A 19,111-nucleotide genomic window follows, 5' to 3' on the forward strand; every position below is an offset into this window, starting at 1 on the left:
TAAATTGTGGATTTGTAATAATGGCTAGATAATTTTATTAACGAGGTAGGTTAGATGAAAAATAACAATAGAATTGCGATTGTCGGTGCAGGCGTTGCAGGATTAGCACTGGCGATACTTGCAACACAAAAGGGCTATCAGGTGAGTATATATGAGCGTGATAGTAAGATCTCGTCTATTGGCGCAGGTGTAACCCTATGGCCTAATGCCATTTTTGTTCTGCAACAGATGGGCTTGGAAAAAGAGATAAAACATATGGGCGGGATGCCTAGTGATATGCGTCAATTTGATCAATATGGTGTTCAGCAAGGCGAGCTTAATATTGAAGAAGCTAATACATTGAGTGGTTTCTCCAGTGTGACAATATTACGTCGTGATCTTATGAACATACTGGCTAGAGCGTTATACAACCTGGGTGTTGAAATACATTTTAATTGTTCGATAACAGAACAAGATATTGAGGGATTAAAACAAGAGTGCATTCTGGTGGTAGGTGCCGATGGAAGAATGAACTCAGTCGTACGTCAGACATTATACCCACAGAAGGTGCAACCTTGTTATCAGGGTTTCATAAATATTCTTGGTATTAGTCAGCTTAATGAAAATATTTTAGAGGGTACCATTCATGATTATCGTAGTTCAGGCGAGCGATTTGGCATTGTGCCAATTAAGGACGGATTATGTTTTTGGGCTGGCGGATGGAGTAGTGGTATTGATAAAGAGCGGCCCTTATCTGCCTGGTACAACGAGATGCATCAGCGTTTTATGAACTGGCCAGCACCAGTAAAAAATGTACTTAATTGTTATGAAAAATCGTCGCTAAATCGTATTTTTGTACATGATATTGAACCTTTGCCCTATTGGCATCAAGGCAATGTTTTAATTATTGGAGATGCAGCCCATGCACCTTTACCCACTTCTGGGCAGGGAGCGTGCCAAGCATTGGAAGATGCTTGGCATCTTGTCCGAAATTTTGAAATAAAAGGTGAGTTAGATAACATGCTTACAGATTTTTATCATCAGCGTATTGTGAAAACTTCGATGACTCAAGTTGCTGGACGACAGTTAGCAAAGAGAATTTTTGGAGACTATTCTGAGCCTCATCCCTCTGTTTTAAGAATTTCCGCTGAACAGTTAAGCCAGTTCTGGATGAAGGGATTATAAATGAAATCAACATAAACTGAGTACCCTATATTTCTGTCGAATATTAAGGTACTTAACTCAAATGTTTATCCGAAAGTTATACCTAAACCACGTTCACGAAGTAGACGGTGCGCCACAACAACTCACGGTTACCGTTGGCTCACCGCGAACTTATGGATTAAGACTTACCTATCATTTATGAGCTAAACAATAAGTTCAAACATACCTAGTGACAGACCAGTCAATTATTACCAATTTCATTGTTTATAATTATTTGATACTGTGGGATATTAACAATAGTTAATATCCCACAGTATCATGGAACAGACATTACTAAGTGTGATCGGTAATTTGTTGTTAAGAGTACTCAATCATGAAGATGTTTTATAGCAACGAAAGTCACTTTCTTGTCAACAATGTAAAAAATATCATTGAGGCACAAGACATAAAGGTATTTATTAAAAATGAATTCGCACAGGGAGCTATAGGAGAAATATCTGCTTTTGATTCCTGGCCTGAGCTTTGGGTTTTCGACGATTCAGACTTTGATCACGCAGTAGAAATAGTTAAATCATCTCAAGCAGTTATTCAAGCGGTGGATTGGACATGCAAAAATTGTTCAGAGACAAATGACGCATCTTTTGAAATATGCTGGAATTGTCAGCGTGGAAATTCATAACAGGGTCAATAGTGACGAGTATAAATAACAAATATAAATAATCAAGGAGTTGGTGATGCCGACAAATAAGCACAAAAGAAAAGCCTCTTCACATGTTAAATCTAAATCAGTAAAGAGTATTCAGTCATCTGGGCTGATAACATCACATCCAAAAGTCTTTGTTCTTGGTGGTTTGAGCTTTGTTGCCTTAGGTATTTATCTTTTAGCGTTTGAATCTCAAAATAATGCCATGTTTGGTGTTGCTATGCTGTCTCTTATTGCAGGGGTAGTGACAACCATTTATGCGAACTTTGCGGTACCTAAAAAGAAATAGCTTAAAACAGGAGGATGTCTAAATGGATAGTGCATCAATAATGGTTTGGAGTGTTTTATTTGGTGGTATAGGCATGGGCTATTTTGTCTATGGAAGAAAACAAAAAGCGATCGTACCTTTTTGTATAGGGCTCTTACTTTTTGTATTCCCATATTTTATGTCTAGCGTAGCGATCTTACTTATTGTTGGTGTTATTTTAGTAGCAATACCGTATTTCATAAAGATTTAGCCCATTTTATCTTTTTCATAAGGTTTAATTTTAATTGGTTAATTTTTAACATAAAAGTGCGTTTTTTGAACTTTATTGTCAAATCCTTTCTGTCGTTGCTAATTGTTACATAAATTACGACGATAATCGTACTAAATAGTAGCATTCTGTCTCACTTTAGATTAAATTTGCGCCTTAAATTTACTACAGTTAAAAAGAGCGCCTTATGTTAGAAAATACTCTCCCTCAACTCGAACAACTGATTGAAGATATCATTGCAAAAAATAACCAGCTTAAAAGTCAAGTTGTAGAACTTGAGCAACAAAAATCATTGCTTATTGATGAAAATGAAACGTTGCAACTTGAAGCACTTGACGGTGAAGAAAAGCAAAAACAAACGAACAATGTATTAACCAGCCTTTTAGGCAAATTACAAAGTGTAGAAGAGGTTAATTAATGATTGCTGAAGACTCTAAAGGTATCAGCATTGAAATTATGGGCAAGCAACATCAGTTTTCTTGCTCAGCTGAACAAGCAGAGGATTTAAATCAAGCAGCTAACAGCCTCGCCGTTATGTGTGCTGACATTAAGAAACAAAAAGGTGCCGTTAACAGTGAGCGTGCTTTATTGGTTGCATCAATTAATTTGAGTTATTCACTATTAATGGCAAACAATAAACTTAAGCACTCTCAGCACGGGCAAAATGCTTTAATTTCGACATTAAAAAGCGCCTTATACCATACGGAACAATAAATTTGTTCGTTTGGTTTTATAGCCGTTCCACTTGCTGAGTAAATATTCAGCTGGAGTGGTTATATAAACGCATTTATTTTTTCAGTATTATTATTGTCCGTTAATAAGATATGAGTAATACTGGAAATTTTATGTCTAAGTGCATTATTTTTAGGTATATTATGTTTCAGTCGATTATTTTTAGGTAGATCAGCTTTTAGCTAGATCATCTTTAGGTAAATTATAGCTAGATACATTGCGTTGTCTTATTTAGGAAAATCTTCATTATGGCTGATGCCAGCATTGAATTTAAAGGTACAAGCTTTACCCTATCTGTTTTACATTTGAAAACATCAGACTTGGCAGATATCCGTGCCGATCTAGTAAACAAAGTAGCTCAAGCTCCCGACTTTTTTTACCTTGTTCCTATCGTGGTTAATATTGAAAAACTCGATTGCTCAATTGATTATCAAGCGATAAAGACATTAATTGAAGAACTTAATTTCACCTTCGTTGGTTTTACCGGCTCTGTGACTAAAGAACAACGCAAGCTTATTCGCGATCTCGGTTTTTCTTTTGTAAATACAACGAAAGTTAATACCTCACAAAAAGCGGCCATAGTAGAAGAGGTCGTAACAGCAAAGACTGAAAAAATAGTCGAAGCACCTCAAAGTCCCTTATACACAGATAAAGTCCACCGAGGACAAATTCGCTCTGGTCAGCAAGTTTATGCTAAAGATCAAAATCTAGTGATAATCGGCTCAGTTTCAGCAGGTGCTGAAGTCATTGCTGATGGAAATATTCATGTCTATGGCTCTTTACGTGGTAGAGCGATAGCAGGCGCACAAGGTCATCATAAAGCACAAATATATTGTCAAAAATTAGAGGCTGAATTGGTCTCTATTAATGGTAATTATTGGCTAAGTGAGTCAATGGAACAACACTGGGGCTCACCTGTATATATTCATTTGACTGACAGTGAACTAACGTCATCAAAACTCATTTAATTATTAACATATAAAGGATATTCGGTCTATGGCACGGATAATAGTGGTTACATCAGGCAAGGGTGGTGTGGGTAAAACGACATCAAGTGCTGCGATTGGTCTTGGTTTGGCGTTAAAGGGTAATAAAGTTGTCTTAATTGACTTTGATATAGGCCTACGTAATCTGGATTTAATCATGGGTTGTGAACGACGCGTTGTTTACGATTTCGTAAATGTAATCAATGGTGAAGCAACCTTGAATCAAGCGCTCATTAAAGATAAACGTGTTAGCAGTTTATCTATTTTACCCGCTTCTCAAACACGTGATAAAGATGCGTTAAATAAAGAGAATGTAGGTAAAGTGCTAGAAGATCTTGGCAAACTTTATGACTATATTATTTGTGATTCTCCTGCAGGTATTGAAGCGGGCGCTATGATGGCTCTTTATTACGCTGATGAAGCAATAGTAACGACCAATCCAGAAGTATCATCAGTCCGTGATTCTGATCGAATTTTAGGTATGTTAGCAAGTCGCTCACGTAGAGCTGAACTTGGTCTAGATCCAATCAAAGAACATTTACTATTAACCCGTTATTCACCTAAACGTGTTGAAGAAGGTGAAATGCTTAGTGTTGAAGATGTTGAAGATATTCTTTCTATACCTTTATTAGGTGTTATTCCTGAATCACAAGCCGTGCTTAAAGCATCTAATGCCGGTGAACCCGTCATTTTAGATACTGAAAGTGATGCAGGTAAAGCCTACCAAGATGTGGTTGACCGCCTTTTAGGTGAAACGGTTGATTTTAGATTCTTAGTTGCCGAGAAAAAAGGCATTTTCAGTCGTATGTTTGGAGGATAACATGGCACTATTAGATTATTTTACCCGTAAAAAAGAAAAGCAAGTAACAACGGCATCTAAGGCCAAAGAACGTCTGCAAATTATCGTTGCCCATGAGCGTAACAGTAGAAATAAACAGCCTGATTATTTACCGCAACTTACTGAAGATATTCTTCAGGTATTGCGTAAATACATTAAAGTCTCTGATGAAAGTTTTTCGATAAATCTTGATAAGAAAGATGGTGACTTAAACGTGTTAGAGCTTAATATTGAATTACACGACGAGCACAGCACTGACTAGGGTTTTTCTCTATCAATCGCTTTTAAATACTAGAAAGTAAATTCAAATATAACGACGTATGTAAACAGCTGTTTTCATACGTCGTTTTGTTATTTACTTAGCTACAATCAAATGAATGCTTAGGTAAGTTCGCCACGTAAGCTTATATCCATTTGTTGGCACATTTCATCATAGCTCAAGTTTTTACTTAACAAGTAATGTAGCTTTGTTAATGCCGCTTCTAAGGTCATATCATGGCCACTGATCACACCCGTTTCACTTAACGCATTGCCTGTAGCATAACCAGACATGTTAACGGTGCCTTTAATACATTGACTACAGTTGACCACCACAATACCTTGTTCTTTTGCTTTTCGTAAACAAGAGAGTAATGCCTCATCTTGTGGCGCATTACCAACGCCATAGCTGCGTAGAATAAGTGCTTTTACAGGTTGTTTGATGACATTCTCAATAACGTCACTGCTGATACCTGGGTATAGGTGAACCACGCCAACAGGCTGCGGAGTAATAGTTGAGAGTTGTAACGGTTCAACCTCATCTTCTGAGTTTGCGAGCGTACCTGCCACTAACTGAATATTGATACCCGCTTCAAGTAATACCGGCATATTAGGTGAGTCAAAAGCATTAAAACCATCGGCATAAGCTTTAATACAACGGTTACCACGATAGAGTTTGTTATTGAAAAATAAACTTACTTCACTTATTGGATAATTAGCTGCAATGTATAAAGCGTTGAGTACATTCACTTGGCCATCAGAGCGTAGTTGACTCAAGGGAATTTGTGAACCCGTTACAATGACAGGTTTACTTAAATTTTCGAACATAAAAGATAATGCTGAGCTGGTATACGCCATGGTATCGGTACCATGCAAAACGACAAAGCCATCATAGTCATCGTAATTAGCTTTAATATCATCAGCGATGCGCTGCCAATCACTGGGTGTCATGTTTGATGAATCTATTAAAGGCTGATACTCACTGATGGTGAAGTCAGGCATTTCACTACGATGAAATTCAGGTAGGGCATTGATAGATTCAGTCAAGTGGCCTTTAGCGGGTACAAAGCCTTGAGTGCTTTGCATCATACCAATGGTACCGCCAGTGTAAGCAACGTAAATTCTTTTTTTCAACATAACTTTAACTACTTATTTATTTCGAAAGGTATTCGGTAATATATATGAACGGCATTATATCTCAGCAAGCAGGAAAGTTGCTATAGCACTAGTGGATGAATTCGCTAAACGGTGATAAATATTTGAGGTGAGGGCTAGGAGCAATAAGAATCACAATATAGTTATGTTTTATATAAAAAAAGAGGCAGTTAATTTCTTAACTACCCCTTTATATTAACACTATGTAATAGTGAACTTAGTGTCGTACTTTTTAGTTGAACCTAACGTTGGTGTTAGTTACCGCAAGCAACACATAATGTATAACGGCCTTGAGGGTCATTAAACTGGTTCATTTGATCTAATTCAGCTTTCATCAGGGTAAGGAACTGTGATAACGGTTTGTTATTTACCGCATTAGTGGCTAAATCAATACCTAGATGTTCTGGACTAGTGGTGAATAAGCTTACCAATGACGATGTCTTACCAAGTAATTGCTGCATTATTTTATTGCGTGAAGACTGCTCTTTTTCAATCAGTAAAGTGTCGTAGTGATCTAGTTTTGCTAACTCTGCTGCGGCTACTACTGCATCCGTTAAATTACCTAGCTCATCAACTAAACCCAGCTCTTTTGCTTTTTTACCTGACCATACACGTCCTTGAGCTATTGCATCAACTTGCTCTAGGGTCATATTACGATTACTAGCCACTAATTGAATAAACTCTTGGTAACCTCTGTTTATCGATAATTGGAACAGATTCGCCATACCAGGGGTAAGCGCTTGAGTTGGACCAAAACCAGCAATATCGGTCGTACCAACACCATCAGTATATACACCCATTTTGCTTAATGAATCTTCAAAAGTCATCATCATACCAAAAATACCGATTGAACCTGTGATGGTAGATGGTGCAGCGTATATTTTATCTGCTGGGGCGGAAATCCAATAACCACCTGACGCAGCATAAGTGCCCATTGAAGCAACAACCGGTTTACCTGCTTTTTTCAGTAATTCAACTTCTTGACGAATTATTTCTGAGGCGTAGGCGCTGCCACCAGGGCTATCAACACGTAATACTACCGCTTTAACATCATCATTATTTCGTGCTTTACGCAGTAAATTAGCCGTACTGTCACCACCAATAGTACCAGGCTTCTGCGTACCATCTAAAATAGTACCTTTAGCTACAATAATGGCAACTTTATCACTAGTGCTGTTCGATATTTCAGTCGTTTCATCTAAAGCTGAGCTGGTTGCAGCGATGTAATCTTGGTAACCAATATGACTATAGCTATTACCTTTTTTATTCTTTCCTACTAAATCAATCAATTCAGCACGCATTTCTTGGCGTGATTTTAATTGGTCAACCCAGTTATTGTTCAGTGCATATTTAGCAAAGCTACTCTCAGCTGCGCTAAACTTAGTCACTAACACATCAATATTCTCATCAAAATTCTCTACGCCAAAACCGCGACGTTGAGCCACGTCTTCTTTATATTGCATCCATAAGTCTGCTAACCAAAGTGCGTTAGCTTCTTTAGCGGCATCAGACATGTCATCACGAATAAACGGTTCAACCGCAGACTTAAATGTACCGACACGGAAAATATGCTGATTGATGGATAATTTTTCTAGTGCTGACTTGAAGTACATTTGATAACGGCCATAACCATCAAGTAACATAAACCCTTGTGGGTTTAACCAAATATTGTTGGCTGTACTTGCTAAGTAATATTGGTCTTGGGAAAATTGGTCACCAAGGGCAATAACTTGTTTGCCCGACGCTTTAAAGTCTTCTATCGCAGCGGCAATATCTTGCAACTTAGTTAAGCCTGTTTTATTCAAGCCTTGTAGTTGTAGAACTAATATTTCTACCCGATCATCATTTTTGGCTTTTCCAATAACATCAACAATTTCGGTAAGTAAAACTTCCGGCTTATCATCTCGTTGTTCCATCGCTTCTGATAAAAAAGCCTGCATAGGGTCAACTTCACGTTTTTGTTCTACAACGTCACCAACAAGGTTTAATATTAAGGCTGTTTTATCGGGAACTTGTAATTGCTCTTCACTACTTGATAAGACGCCAATGAATGCGAATAACAGTATAAAAAATACTAGGTTTACCACTAATGAGCGGGTAAAATTTAATACACGCCATAGTGAGGAAAAGAACCGTTTTATAATGCCTGGATTATTATTCATAGTTTTATCTTAAATAGGTTTAATTAAAAAATCTCAGGTCTATACTACCTTAATGTTTACCAAAACTTAACATCAGCCTTAGCTAGATTGTAACTATTTATGGCAGGAGGATTTTTTAAGACAATCTCTAATACTTTCACTATTATTTTAATGATGTTTTGAAATAATATTGAGCTTTAGACGTTCTTATTATTAATCGTATTATTTATTTCATAAGACAACCACTATGCAAACACTACAGCATTACTACCAATGCTTTTTAGCACAGCTTAAAAACTATGACGGAATTCCCGCCTTATTATTAAGACTATACCTTGCGCCAGTATTTATTATGGCTGGTTTTAGTAAAACCCAATTACTCAATGAAGACGTTACCGGTTTTAGTGCCATAATGGCGGATCCTAATATCATTGCTTGGTTTGGTAATAGTGATTGGGGCTTAGGTTTACCATTTCCAGCATTACTGGCTAACTTAGTTATTCTGGTTGAATTCTTCGGCGGTTGGTTATTATTAGTTGGCGCACTTACTCGCTTAATTAGTATCCCACTTATGTTTACTATGGTCATTGCCGCTACATCGGTTCACGCGGATAATGGCTGGTTTGCGATCACGCCAACGAATAGTGATATTAGCGCAGCTAAAGTTGCTACTTGGGTAGGTATTGATAGTGCACAAGCGAGTTTAGAGAACAGCAAAGCAACTGCAATACGACTTGAAAAAATGCGCGAGATATTAGCAGAGAATGGTGATACCGAATGGCTTTATGAAAAGGGTAATATTGTGGTGTTAAACAACGGTATAGAATTTTCAACAACCTACTTTATTATGTTACTCGCGCTATTCTTTATTGGAGCAGGGCGATTTACTAGTGTTGACTATTTTATAGCAAGGCGATTTTTAATCGTAAAGAAACGATTTAGTTAATTCTATATTATCTTTTTTAGACTAAACAACTAAAAAGCTGAACAGAAATTTAATCTGTTCAGCTTTTTTAATACTATTAATTTGTCATATGTTTCTTTTTTAATCGCGGAAGTAAATGACCAAAATGATAAATACTCAAGCCTAGCAACACCATAAACGCACCTATTATCAGTTTGTCATTAATTACCTCACCATTTAACACCGCACCCAACGTCAGGGCAATAACCGGAGTAATCAAAGTAATCAAGGTAACATTGCTCGCTGATAATTTTTGCAATACGGTAAAGTAGGCATAAAAACCAATCAAAGAACCAAAGACACCTAAATAGAGTGTTGCCCAAAGAGACTTTGCTTGCCACGTATCAACCGGTAAAGTGCCATCTAGTATTAACCAGCTCATTAAAAATAAAGGTGTCGCAACGGTTAAAGCACCCACTGTTGTCGCTAACGGATGAATAGCTAATGAAATACTTTTAACCAATACGCCGCTCAAGCTAAAGAAGAATACCGCCAACAAGATAAATACTATCCCGTAAATACCATCATCCGCCAAGCTAAAATTATCAGAACAGACTACGGCTAAACCAACCAGTGATATAGCCATTGAAACTTTACGAATGCTGCTGATGTTGGGCTCTGCTAATATTCGCTTTGCTAACAGCGCTGAAATCACCGGTGATAAACCAAATACCAGTGAAATAATACCCGATGACAAATATGTCGCCGCGAGATAAGAGCAAAGCATGCCACCAAAAATTCCTAATGCTGAATAGGTGTACAAGGTTAATGCCTGCTTGTGCCATGGAATATTTATCTTTCGTAGTTTAATCACGAGTGCCCCCAAGACTAGGGCAATAAGCATTCTAAGTAATACTGCTAAACTCGGGTTAATTGATTCGCTACTCCACACTATACCCAATGGGGTGGTAGACCATATTAATAGTACCGCCAAATAGGCAATTGACACTGACATTTTACTCTCCTTGTTTACGTTTAAAATTTATGTGTAATTTTCAGTTTTAAAGTCATTTTAAAGTAAGGCAGATAGTTGCAGTTTTTTGTCAGGTAATAATGGGAACAAAAAAGCCGCAAGAGGTGATTTCTGCGGCTTTAGAATTTAACTAATTAATCATTAGATTAACTGTACTGTTTTCAATGCTCCGCATACGGTGGCCAATTTATCAGGCGCTTAACTAGCCACAGTCGATTGACCACAACTTGATAGCTATTAACTACCGTGTTTAGGTTTCGAATATTAATTATGGTCAGTAAGGTGCTTTGCATTGTTTATATGTTCTTTATAGTTTTTGTATAAATAGATTGTACAGTTTAGTTACGTTTTATATTGGCGGTTGATCAAAATGAAGTCAAGTAGTTATAGACATCCTCTTAACAATAAATTTTAATTTTTTAAATATTATATTGAGATAAGCGTGTACAAAAGTTACCTTAATGCTAAAAATTAGTGATTACCACTTGTTAGGAGTCTTTTATGGACGCTATTGAATTATTATTACAACGACAGTCAACGCCAGTTTTAACTGATCCCGCGCCTAATACTGAAGACCTTAGTACTTTATTATCCGCAGGCATGCGAGTTCCCGATCATGGCGGTTTAAAACCATGGCATTTCCATGTTATCACAGGACAAGGCTTACAGCGTTTAAGTGATCTGTATGTTGAGGCGACTACTGAGGATTTATCCAGTATGGCTGGGTTGATAGAAGGTATGAGTATAGATGAGCATGCCTTAAATGAAAAAATTGCTAAAGTGGCTAAAATGCCATTTAGAGCGCCGATGATTATCGTCATTTCATCCGATTATGTTGAACATAATAAAGTACCACAGCAAGAACAACTTGTTGCTGCAGCTTGTTGTGCACAGGCAATGCAAATGGCTGCATTTTCATTAGGCTATGGCGCTATGTGGCGTACGGGTACTTTGGCGTACAATGAAACGGTTAAACTTGGTTTGGGTATCGGAGAGGGTAATGATATCGCCGGGTTTTTGTATATAGGCACGCCGACGAAAGTTATCAATATTAAACCAGCGAAAGATTATCAAGATAAAGTTACTTATTGGAAATGATAATATCGTGGTGTAAGTGTTAAATCACAGGCAATAAAAAAGGCGATATAACATCGCCTTTTTTGTGTCTAACCTTTTAGCAATACATGCTTAATTAGAACGCTGCGTTATTTGGAGTTCTTGGGAATGGTATTACGTCACGTACGTTTTGCATGCCTGTTGCATACGCTACTAAACGTTCAAAACCTAAACCGAAACCAGAATGAGGCACTGTGCCATAGCGACGTAAATCTCTATACCAACCGTAATCTGCAATATCTAAGCCCATTTCTTCTAAGCGGCTGTCTAATACGTCAAGACGTTCTTCACGTTGGCTACCACCAATAATCTCACCAATACCTGGTGCTAAAATATCCATAGCTGCAACAGTTTTACCGTCGTCATTTAAACGCATGTAGAAAGACTTAATATCTTTAGGGTAGTTTTGTAAAACTACTGGACCGTTAAAATGCTCTTCAGCTAAATAACGTTCATGCTCAGAGTTTAAATCTACACCCCAAGAAACTTGGTTTTCAAATTTCTTGCCGCAGTTTTCTAAAATTGTAATAGCGTCAGTGTAATCAAGGCGAACGAAGTCAGTCTCAATTACTGAGTTCAAACGGTCGATTACTGTTTTATCTACGCGTTGTTGGAAGAAAGCCATATCATCAGCACGTTCGTCTAAAACAGCTTTAAAGACATACTTAAGCATCTCTTCGGCTAAGTCAGCTGCATCTGATAAGTCAGCAAAAGCGATTTCAGGCTCTACCATCCAAAATTCAGCTAAGTGACGAGTAGTATTAGAATTTTCTGCTCTAAAAGTCGGTCCGAAAGTATAAACTTTAGATAACGCGTTACAATAAGTCTCTACGTTTAACTGGCCTGATACGGTTAGGAAGGTCTCTTTACCAAAGAAGTCTTGGTTGTAATCAACTTTGCCTTCATCGTTACGTGGTAAGTTTTCCATATCTAAGGTACTAACACGGAACATCTCGCCAGCGCCTTCACAATCACTACCTGTAATAAGTGGTGTGGCGATCCAGAAATAACCTTTACTGTGTAGGAATCTGTGTACTGCTTGCGCTAAACAGTTACGAACACGAGTTACTGCACCACCAATATTGGTACGTGGACGTAGATGTGCTTGCTCGCGTAAAAATTCTATACTGTGACGCTTAGCAGCCATTGGGTAAGTATCAGGGTCTTCAACAAAGCCTAAAACTTCTACTTCAGTTGCTTGCACTTCAAATGCTTGACCTTTACCAGGAGATTCAACTAAAACACCTGTTACTTTTACTGAACAGCCAGTGGTCAGTTTAAGCACATCGCTTTCATAATTTTCTAATTCACTAGGCACAATGGCTTGAATAGCATCAAAACATGAACCGTCATGTAATGCTAAAAATGAAATGCCAGCTTTCGAATCACGACGTGTTCTGATCCAACCGTGGATGGTAATGCTCTCATTAACAGGGAAGTTACCTGCTAATACATCAGTGATTGATGGCTTACTACCTAAATCTTTTGTTGTCATATTCTTATATTTTCCAAAGGTGTTAGTTATGAAAAAGCCTATTTATATTCGAGGGGTAGTTCTGTAATACAGACAGAACAAAGCGAGGGGATTACTCGACAAATCGAAAACGTAAAGACATTCTTAAAAAGTTGTTCGGAGTATATCATTGCTTATGATGTATTTACAGATAGTAAAAACTATTTTGAGGGGGGAAATTAGTATAAAACTATATTCTAAGTTGGTAATAGATATTTTCGTTTACTGACGCGGAGTTTTTCAAATGGGAGTCAGGACAGTCATAAATTTATTACAGTGTTAACACTGTTGACGCTGTCCTTTTAAAACATCTTTACACATAGTTCTTACAATTTGGAACATCATCTAATGTTGATACGCTTACAATACAAAATTCACTTATAAAAAGTGTAAATGAAGATTTTGATATACATGAAATTAATATGTTGACCAGATCAATTATGTTACTAGATGAGTTAGAACACTTCTCTATTAGAAGTGGTAGCAATGGAATAGTTAATTTGTTTAATGTTGAGCATAGTGAGCTTGGTGTAGTTTTCAGGGTCGACTTAGGGAATGATACTCTCGTGTTTTTTTCAGGTAAAACCAATTCCGATTTTAAAGTTGAGTTGTACAACCATGTGGCTAAGAAAACAATTATTCAGCGTAGATTTAATTCAGCAGAAGCTACAATAAAAGATGCCTTAACTATTCTTACTAATAGCATCTTATCTGATTAAGTTATTGTATTACCGAAAGTAATAAACGATAGGAAGTCCAAATGTTTAATGAAGTCAGTTACAGCGACATGAACAGTAAGCAAAAAGAGAATTACAACTTCGCTCAAATTAACGCTAGGTTGGTAGGTTTTGGTTTCGAGTGTAGTTGGTTAAACAATGACTACTTAGGAGCTGACTTCATTGCAGTTGGTTCTCAGGGAGTGCTACAAGTTCAACTTAAAAGTAGGGTCACATGTGAGCAAAAGTATAGTAAAGAATTGATCATCACTTGGATTGAATCAGATGGAACTATCTACTTTGTTCCTCATGGTATCTTATGGGACTTAATGGCTAGTAGATATGATTTTACAAAAGGATGGTCAATTGCGAACACCCCTAAATGGTTACGTGATGCATTAGCTGAATATAGGCTTTAAACATCAATATTCGTATTATTATATTTCCCAATAAGTACCCTTTATGAAAAAAGCCTATCTTTATTCGAGAGTAAGTACCGTAACTCAGTCAGAACAAGGTGAGGGGATTACTCGGCAAATCGACAATGCTAAGACATTCTTAAAAAATTACCCTGAATACATCATTGCTAATGATGTATTTACAGATGCCGCAAGTGGTTTTTCCGGTGCTAATTTAGAAGAAAATGCGGGACTTGGGAGCTTTATTAAAGCGGCAGAGCGAGGTGATATACCTAAAGGGTCATTACTTGTGATTGAGAGTCCCGATCGCTTATCTAGGTTAGGTATCAAGAAAGGTCAGAGAATATTTGATCGAATAATGGAATGCGGTATTGATATTGCTTTAGTTCGCTTCGGAATAATTCTAAAACATGATGATGAAAATGACTCCACTGGTTCTTTAATCGTAGCGGTTGGTCTTTATCTTGGTAACTTGGAGAGTCAACAGAAAAGCGAACGCATCAATTTTTCATTACAAAAGAAGAAAGTTGTCGCTGCTGGTGGCGAGAAATACTCAGGTAGATCGCCAGCTTGGTTAAAGCTATCTAAAGATAGAATGAACTTCGAACTAGTACCAGATAACGTCGAAGCAGTGCGTCTAATGTTCAATCTGAGAGCCACTGGTTCATCATTCGGACAAATAGAAGCTGAATTAAACAAGCGCAAGATAAAGCCATTCACGAGTAAGGCTTTAAGATGGTACGAGGCTAGTATAAGTAAAATACTTCATTACAGGCAGGTACTTGGAGAGCAGCAATTCTATAAGATTGATAAAGATGCTGACATGATATTAACAACACTAGCAGCCGTTGCAACGATGCAGCGTGAGCAGCTGTTAGAAAAGCAACAAATTGGTATAGCCACAGCTAAAGCAGAAGGTAAATATAAAGGTCGTGTACGGTCCCAGAAGACTATTGATAAGTGTATTAAGGCACTTGAGTATATCGATAAGGATTTGTCAAAAGAAGCCGCTGAAAAGGCTGCTTGCGTTGGTGTAGCAACACTATACAGGTACATTAATGAACAAGCTGCTGCAGTGGTTGTGAATTAAAGTTACTTCAGGCCTTATAACTATATGAATACATCGTATTCGGCATATACATCATTAGACCAAGCAATGATTAGTTTAAGTAAAATATAATAGATAATATAGCTTTGAAGCGCTATATATATAATGGATAGGTGAATGTCTAGTGTGGAATTCGATTCGGTTATATATCCAAAAAAACTGTTAGTTGATGTCGTCATGATATAGCCAAAGCTAACGACGACTATTCATGAGAAGACCCATCATGCCAGTATTATGAAACTAAATATTTAATAACTACAAAGTCTATCTATTAGCTAGTTTCAATACAGTTCTACCTAGCAATATCTCTAAGTCTTGGTATGCATCATCACCAAGTTTAGAAGTGATCAAAGCAATTAACCTATTAAGTCCTGCTACGGCTAAAGGGCTTACTTTAGTATCATCGGTAGCTGTTCGTATTAACATTGTTATTATGTACCTGAATTTATCATCATCTATCGATGTATCCCATGACTTAACGAACTCTGCTCTACTATCTAACGACAACTTGCTTAGTATGTACGGAAATACTTTGCCAGCCAGTGCTTTAGAAAAATCATTACTTGTCTTGAAGTAACCTTGTATAGTTGAACGTCTAAAACCTGATGCCTCCGCTATAGTACCGTAAGTCAAATAGTCCCAGCCTTTATCAAAAAACATTTGAAGTATTATATCGTTCAATACTTCTCTTCGTTCCTCATATTCTTTATTTGTAATTCTTGGCATTTATACTCCTGTTGAAGCCTATTATACACAATTTTAATGAACCTTAAAAACAAGAAAAAATTTTAAAAACAATACTAAAAAGCACTTAAGCTCTTTATGTAACATAGCACTATAACAGCATATTGTTAGCATAAGTTTAAGCGTTGACAATTTGAAACACAGATATTAAAAAACTGTTCAAATACAATTTACATGACCAACTTGTAGTGCTAAAGCAAGATATATAATTAGTTGATGTTTATCCGAAAGTGTTTGTGTTTACGCAATATGCTATTAACTATTTGGCAAGATAATGGCGAGTGTAATAGCTAATGAATTTAACGGAGTTTATTTGATACTTATTCTGCAAGAATATGAATGATGAGCTTGTTAGTAAAGTGAAGGAGTGTAGAAATACTAGAGATTGGAAGAAGGGATAAATACTGAGTGCGACTATTGCAGCGCTAAATTAGCCATCACCCTCAACATTATCACTTGATTTATTAAGCTCTGTCTGAATTTTATTAAATATCTCTTCACGATGGACAGCTATATCGTTAGGTGCGTTTATACCTATACGAACTTGGCTACCTTTTACACCTAACACAGTAATGGTGACATCATCACCAATCATTAATGTTTCGCCTACTTTTCTAGTTAAGATAAGCATGAGACTTCCTTAAGTTTTTCTAGGTATTTAAAATGTGTCGGTGGTGAACGAATGTCCACCACCTTTTTACTTTTACTTTTACTTTTACTTAGAACTGGAACTGAACACCAGCACCTGAAGATACTTCAGAGTGATCACCAGTAGTTACGTTCATTGTCATTGATGCTGACCAGCTTTCAGTAAAGGCGTGTGCAATACCTACAGCTACAGCGCCTTCATCACCAGCGTAACCCATACCTAAACCAATAGACGTTTTACCAGCACCTGATAAGAATGGACGAGCATTGTTAATAGCATGTGTAGAAGCCATTACAGAGTCCATTTTAGTGTCTAACTCTTCAATCTCAGCAGTTAGCATATCTTGGTACTGGTCGTTGAAGTTAAACTCAGGAGCAGGAATTACTGGGTTAGTATCTTTCTGGTTACTGTTTTTAGCTTCTTCAATACGTGCAGCTAACTTAGCTGAGCCTTGGTTTTTGAACTCAGCCATACGTTCTTTAGCTGTATCACCGTTATCATGACGTGGTTCAGTTGGGATGTTGCTTGCGAACTTGTCACGTATTTCAGCTTTCTTTTCAGCAATCCAGTCAGGAGCGCCAACAACAGGAGGTAAACCACCAGTAGGAGGAGTAGGTAATTTATTACCTAATTTCTCTTTTATTTCTGCTTTCTTTTCAGCTACCCATTGACCACGAGTAGGAACTTCAGGAGCTGGTTCCGCAGGTGGTAATACCACCTCAATTGGGTCAATACCAAAGCCTGGGTCGATAGGACTAACGTTAGGTAGTTTAGACTTTATTTGATTCGCTATATTCGCTTTACGTTCATTAACCTCAGACTCAGTTAGTTGACGTGCATGCTCATTACCTTGGCCATCTTTAAATGTAATGATGTAATCACCGTTAGCATTCTCGTATATTTCAGCATCTTTACCTTGGCGTGCCATGAATGAATTAAAAGCTGCTGCTTTCTGATCATTAGTTGCATCTGGAACTGGCTTAACAATCACATCAATTGGGTCAATACCAAAGCCTGGGTCGATAGGGTTAACGCTGTGTTCACGGTTATCATTGATAGCTTTACCTAGTGCATCTTTAAATTGCTTTTGGTTGCCTTCATTTAACTCAACTGGAGCTGTACCTTCTTGATATAATGTCCATTCACCAGACATAGGGTCTTTCTGAATGAATGAATTACTGCCATTATTTTCCATTGCTTTGTTAAAAGCCGATACTTTAACGTCAGTAGAGAACTTAAGACGCTCACCTGGTTCAAGGATTGGAGTAGGTATTCCATCTTCCCCAAGAATTGGGTCAATACCAAAGCCAGGGTCGATAGGGTCAATACCAAAGCCTGGATCAATAGGGTTAACGCTGTGTTCGCGGTTATCATTGATAGCTTTACCTAGTGCATCTTTAAATTGCTTTTGGTTGCCTTCATTTAACTCAACTGGAGCTGTACCTTCTTGATATAATGTCCATTCACCAGACATAGGGTCTTTCTGAATGAATTACTGCCATTATTTTCCATTGCTTTGTTAAAAGCCGATACTTTAACGTCAGTAGAGAACTTAAGACGCTCACCTGGTTCAAGGATTGGAGTAGGTATTCCATCTTCTGCCGCTACGTTTAAAGAAGCTAATACAGTTAATGCTACGATTGATTTTCTAAAGTTCATTGGGATATTTCCTAATTAATTAAATTTTATGTACGATGTACGATATCTAGACGTACGAAATTTTTTCTGAATAGACCTTGACGATTCTTTGTATCCTAGTGGATGATGAGAATCGTATGCCCTTTCTGATTTTTATCTGCGCGGCTTGAAACAAGTCCGTCTTACTGAAATCAGATAACTGGATAAACTCGCTACCATCTAGGCTTAAAGTTGTAGCTCCCTTGTTTTTCTCAATGCTCAAGATAACCCCCTGAATTTCAATGAGACTATTATCGTACGATGTACGGTATTAATCTATGGTGTTTTGGTAATGATTAGTAAGGTTTTGTAATAATTTGTTGATCAGGAATGTTCGTTCAAGGGAAGAGGTTTGAGCTACTCTAGTGGAGTTCATTCTCTTAGCTAATTAGCAGCTTTGTTTTTATCAATCTAGCTCAGGTATCTTCACCCCATGAAATGTAGACCCCATAGAAGCTCACATAATTAGATTGAATATAAGCTTGAAATACCCAGTACTTAGCGATGGTATTGCAGTATTTTAACTTGTAGGGGAGGTACTAGGACAATACAATGGGGTATAGAAATAGAGTTTTTAGCTTACAGGAAATAGTGTGAATAATGAATTAGCATCATTTATGTTAGGTACTAACTAATCAATAACATCAGTAATTGATATAACCGACATTTAATGACCTCTTATTCTTATGAAATTGATTGAAAATTGCTTTATAGCCAGTGAAAAATTCGATCCCATTCAC

Annotated in this window: 22 protein-coding genes; 14 read left to right on the forward strand and 8 right to left on the reverse strand. The window is 37.3% G+C overall.

What is annotated here, in order from left to right; translation table 11 throughout:
- Nucleotides 1–54 precede the first annotated feature (54 nt).
- The 9 genes from CXF85_RS21490 to minE all read left to right on the forward strand — a co-directional run bounded on the left by CXF85_RS21490 (nt 55) and on the right by minE (nt 5,200).
- Complete coding sequence (locus CXF85_RS21490) at nt 55–1,164, forward strand: FAD-dependent monooxygenase (RefSeq protein ID WP_101230699.1); 1,110 nt, start codon at nt 55–57, stop codon at nt 1,162–1,164.
- Between the two features lie 352 nt (nt 1,165–1,516).
- Complete coding sequence (locus CXF85_RS21495; RefSeq protein WP_101230700.1) at nt 1,517–1,822, forward strand: putative signal transducing protein; 306 nt, start codon at nt 1,517–1,519, stop codon at nt 1,820–1,822.
- A 55-nt stretch (nt 1,823–1,877) separates the two neighbouring features.
- The gene (locus CXF85_RS21500; protein ID WP_101230701.1) at nt 1,878–2,135 is read left to right on the forward strand and encodes a hypothetical protein; all 258 of its coding nucleotides are present in this window, start codon (nt 1,878–1,880) and stop codon (nt 2,133–2,135) included.
- Between the two features lie 22 nt (nt 2,136–2,157).
- Entirely contained in the window at nt 2,158–2,364 is a 207-nt protein-coding gene (locus CXF85_RS21505; RefSeq protein WP_101230702.1) for a hypothetical protein, read from the forward strand.
- 205 nt (nt 2,365–2,569) lie between these two features.
- Nucleotides 2,570–2,800 (forward strand): DUF904 domain-containing protein, encoded by a 231-nt coding sequence (locus tag CXF85_RS21510; RefSeq protein WP_101230703.1) that lies wholly within the window; start codon nt 2,570–2,572, stop codon nt 2,798–2,800.
- Nucleotides 2,800–3,096: a cell division protein ZapA gene (locus CXF85_RS21515; RefSeq protein WP_101230704.1), complete on the forward strand. Its 297-nt coding sequence runs from the start codon at nt 2,800–2,802 to the stop codon at nt 3,094–3,096. The genes CXF85_RS21510 and CXF85_RS21515 overlap by 1 nt, the downstream gene beginning before the upstream one ends.
- 266 nt (nt 3,097–3,362) lie before the next feature.
- Entirely contained in the window at nt 3,363–4,082 is a 720-nt protein-coding gene (minC, locus tag CXF85_RS21520; RefSeq protein WP_101230705.1) for a septum site-determining protein MinC, read from the forward strand.
- 28 nt (nt 4,083–4,110) lie between these two features.
- Nucleotides 4,111–4,920 carry a septum site-determining protein MinD gene (gene minD / locus CXF85_RS21525; RefSeq protein ID WP_101230706.1) on the forward strand — a complete coding sequence of 270 codons (810 nt, stop codon included), beginning with the start codon at nt 4,111–4,113 and terminating at the stop codon, nt 4,918–4,920.
- Nucleotide 4,921: 1 nt separating this feature from the next.
- Complete coding sequence (gene minE / locus CXF85_RS21530) at nt 4,922–5,200, forward strand: cell division topological specificity factor MinE (protein WP_101230707.1); 279 nt, start codon at nt 4,922–4,924, stop codon at nt 5,198–5,200.
- Between the two features lie 119 nt (nt 5,201–5,319).
- Here the strand turns inward: minE and ansA are convergent, their stop codons facing one another.
- On the reverse strand, nt 5,320–6,333 hold the full coding sequence (gene ansA / locus CXF85_RS21535; protein WP_101230708.1) for an asparaginase: 1,014 nt from the start codon (nt 6,331–6,333) through the stop codon (nt 5,320–5,322).
- Between the two features lie 272 nt (nt 6,334–6,605).
- The gene (gene sppA, locus CXF85_RS21540) at nt 6,606–8,513 is read right to left on the reverse strand and encodes a signal peptide peptidase SppA (RefSeq protein WP_101230709.1); all 1,908 of its coding nucleotides are present in this window, start codon (nt 8,511–8,513) and stop codon (nt 6,606–6,608) included.
- Nucleotides 8,514–8,739: 226 nt separating this feature from the next.
- Here sppA and CXF85_RS21545 point away from each other — a divergent pair, with 226 nt between their 5' ends.
- Nucleotides 8,740–9,438 carry an HvfX family Cu-binding RiPP maturation protein gene (locus CXF85_RS21545; RefSeq protein WP_101230710.1) on the forward strand — a complete coding sequence of 233 codons (699 nt, stop codon included), beginning with the start codon at nt 8,740–8,742 and terminating at the stop codon, nt 9,436–9,438.
- A gap of 76 nt (nt 9,439–9,514) precedes the next feature.
- On the opposite strand, the gene CXF85_RS21550 is transcribed toward CXF85_RS21545, so the two are convergent.
- Nucleotides 9,515–10,411: a DMT family transporter gene (locus CXF85_RS21550; RefSeq protein ID WP_101230711.1), complete on the reverse strand. Its 897-nt coding sequence runs from the start codon at nt 10,409–10,411 to the stop codon at nt 9,515–9,517.
- Between the two features lie 519 nt (nt 10,412–10,930).
- Between CXF85_RS21550 and CXF85_RS21555 the strand changes: the two genes are divergently transcribed.
- Nucleotides 10,931–11,527 (forward strand): nitroreductase family protein, encoded by a 597-nt coding sequence (locus CXF85_RS21555; protein WP_101230712.1) that lies wholly within the window; start codon nt 10,931–10,933, stop codon nt 11,525–11,527.
- A 94-nt stretch (nt 11,528–11,621) separates the two neighbouring features.
- Here CXF85_RS21555 and asnS read toward each other — a convergent pair whose 3' ends face one another.
- Entirely contained in the window at nt 11,622–13,040 is a 1,419-nt protein-coding gene (gene asnS / locus CXF85_RS21560; RefSeq protein WP_101230713.1) for an asparagine--tRNA ligase, read from the reverse strand.
- Between the two features lie 440 nt (nt 13,041–13,480).
- On the opposite strand from asnS, the gene CXF85_RS21565 reads away from it, so the two are divergent.
- From CXF85_RS21565 to CXF85_RS21575, 3 genes are read left to right on the forward strand one after another with little or no spacing between them, the layout of a single operon-like run.
- The gene (locus tag CXF85_RS21565; protein ID WP_101230714.1) at nt 13,481–13,777 is read left to right on the forward strand and encodes a hypothetical protein; all 297 of its coding nucleotides are present in this window, start codon (nt 13,481–13,483) and stop codon (nt 13,775–13,777) included.
- A gap of 41 nt (nt 13,778–13,818) precedes the next feature.
- Nucleotides 13,819–14,193 (forward strand): hypothetical protein, encoded by a 375-nt coding sequence (locus tag CXF85_RS21570; RefSeq protein ID WP_101230715.1) that lies wholly within the window; start codon nt 13,819–13,821, stop codon nt 14,191–14,193.
- Between the two features lie 43 nt (nt 14,194–14,236).
- Nucleotides 14,237–15,283: a recombinase family protein gene (locus tag CXF85_RS21575; RefSeq protein ID WP_101230716.1), complete on the forward strand. Its 1,047-nt coding sequence runs from the start codon at nt 14,237–14,239 to the stop codon at nt 15,281–15,283.
- Nucleotides 15,284–15,565: 282 nt separating this feature from the next.
- On the opposite strand, the gene CXF85_RS21580 is transcribed toward CXF85_RS21575, so the two are convergent.
- The 4 genes from CXF85_RS21580 to CXF85_RS23020 all read right to left on the reverse strand — a co-directional run bounded on the left by CXF85_RS21580 (nt 15,566) and on the right by CXF85_RS23020 (nt 18,353).
- On the reverse strand, nt 15,566–16,027 hold the full coding sequence (locus tag CXF85_RS21580) for a hypothetical protein (protein ID WP_101230717.1): 462 nt from the start codon (nt 16,025–16,027) through the stop codon (nt 15,566–15,568).
- Nucleotides 16,028–16,475: 448 nt separating this feature from the next.
- Nucleotides 16,476–16,676 carry a carbon storage regulator CsrA gene (gene csrA / locus CXF85_RS21585; protein WP_101230718.1) on the reverse strand — a complete coding sequence of 67 codons (201 nt, stop codon included), beginning with the start codon at nt 16,674–16,676 and terminating at the stop codon, nt 16,476–16,478.
- A gap of 88 nt (nt 16,677–16,764) precedes the next feature.
- Entirely contained in the window at nt 16,765–18,168 is a 1,404-nt protein-coding gene (locus CXF85_RS23015) for a YadA C-terminal domain-containing protein (protein WP_198555732.1), read from the reverse strand.
- Nucleotides 18,117–18,353 carry a hypothetical protein gene (locus tag CXF85_RS23020; RefSeq protein WP_198555733.1) on the reverse strand — a complete coding sequence of 79 codons (237 nt, stop codon included), beginning with the start codon at nt 18,351–18,353 and terminating at the stop codon, nt 18,117–18,119. The genes CXF85_RS23015 and CXF85_RS23020 overlap by 52 nt, the downstream gene beginning before the upstream one ends.
- Nucleotides 18,354–19,111 lie beyond the last annotated feature (758 nt).

The sequence above is a fragment of the Colwellia sp. 75C3 genome (assembly GCF_002836255.1).
GTDB lineage: Bacteria > Pseudomonadota > Gammaproteobacteria > Enterobacterales > Alteromonadaceae > Colwellia.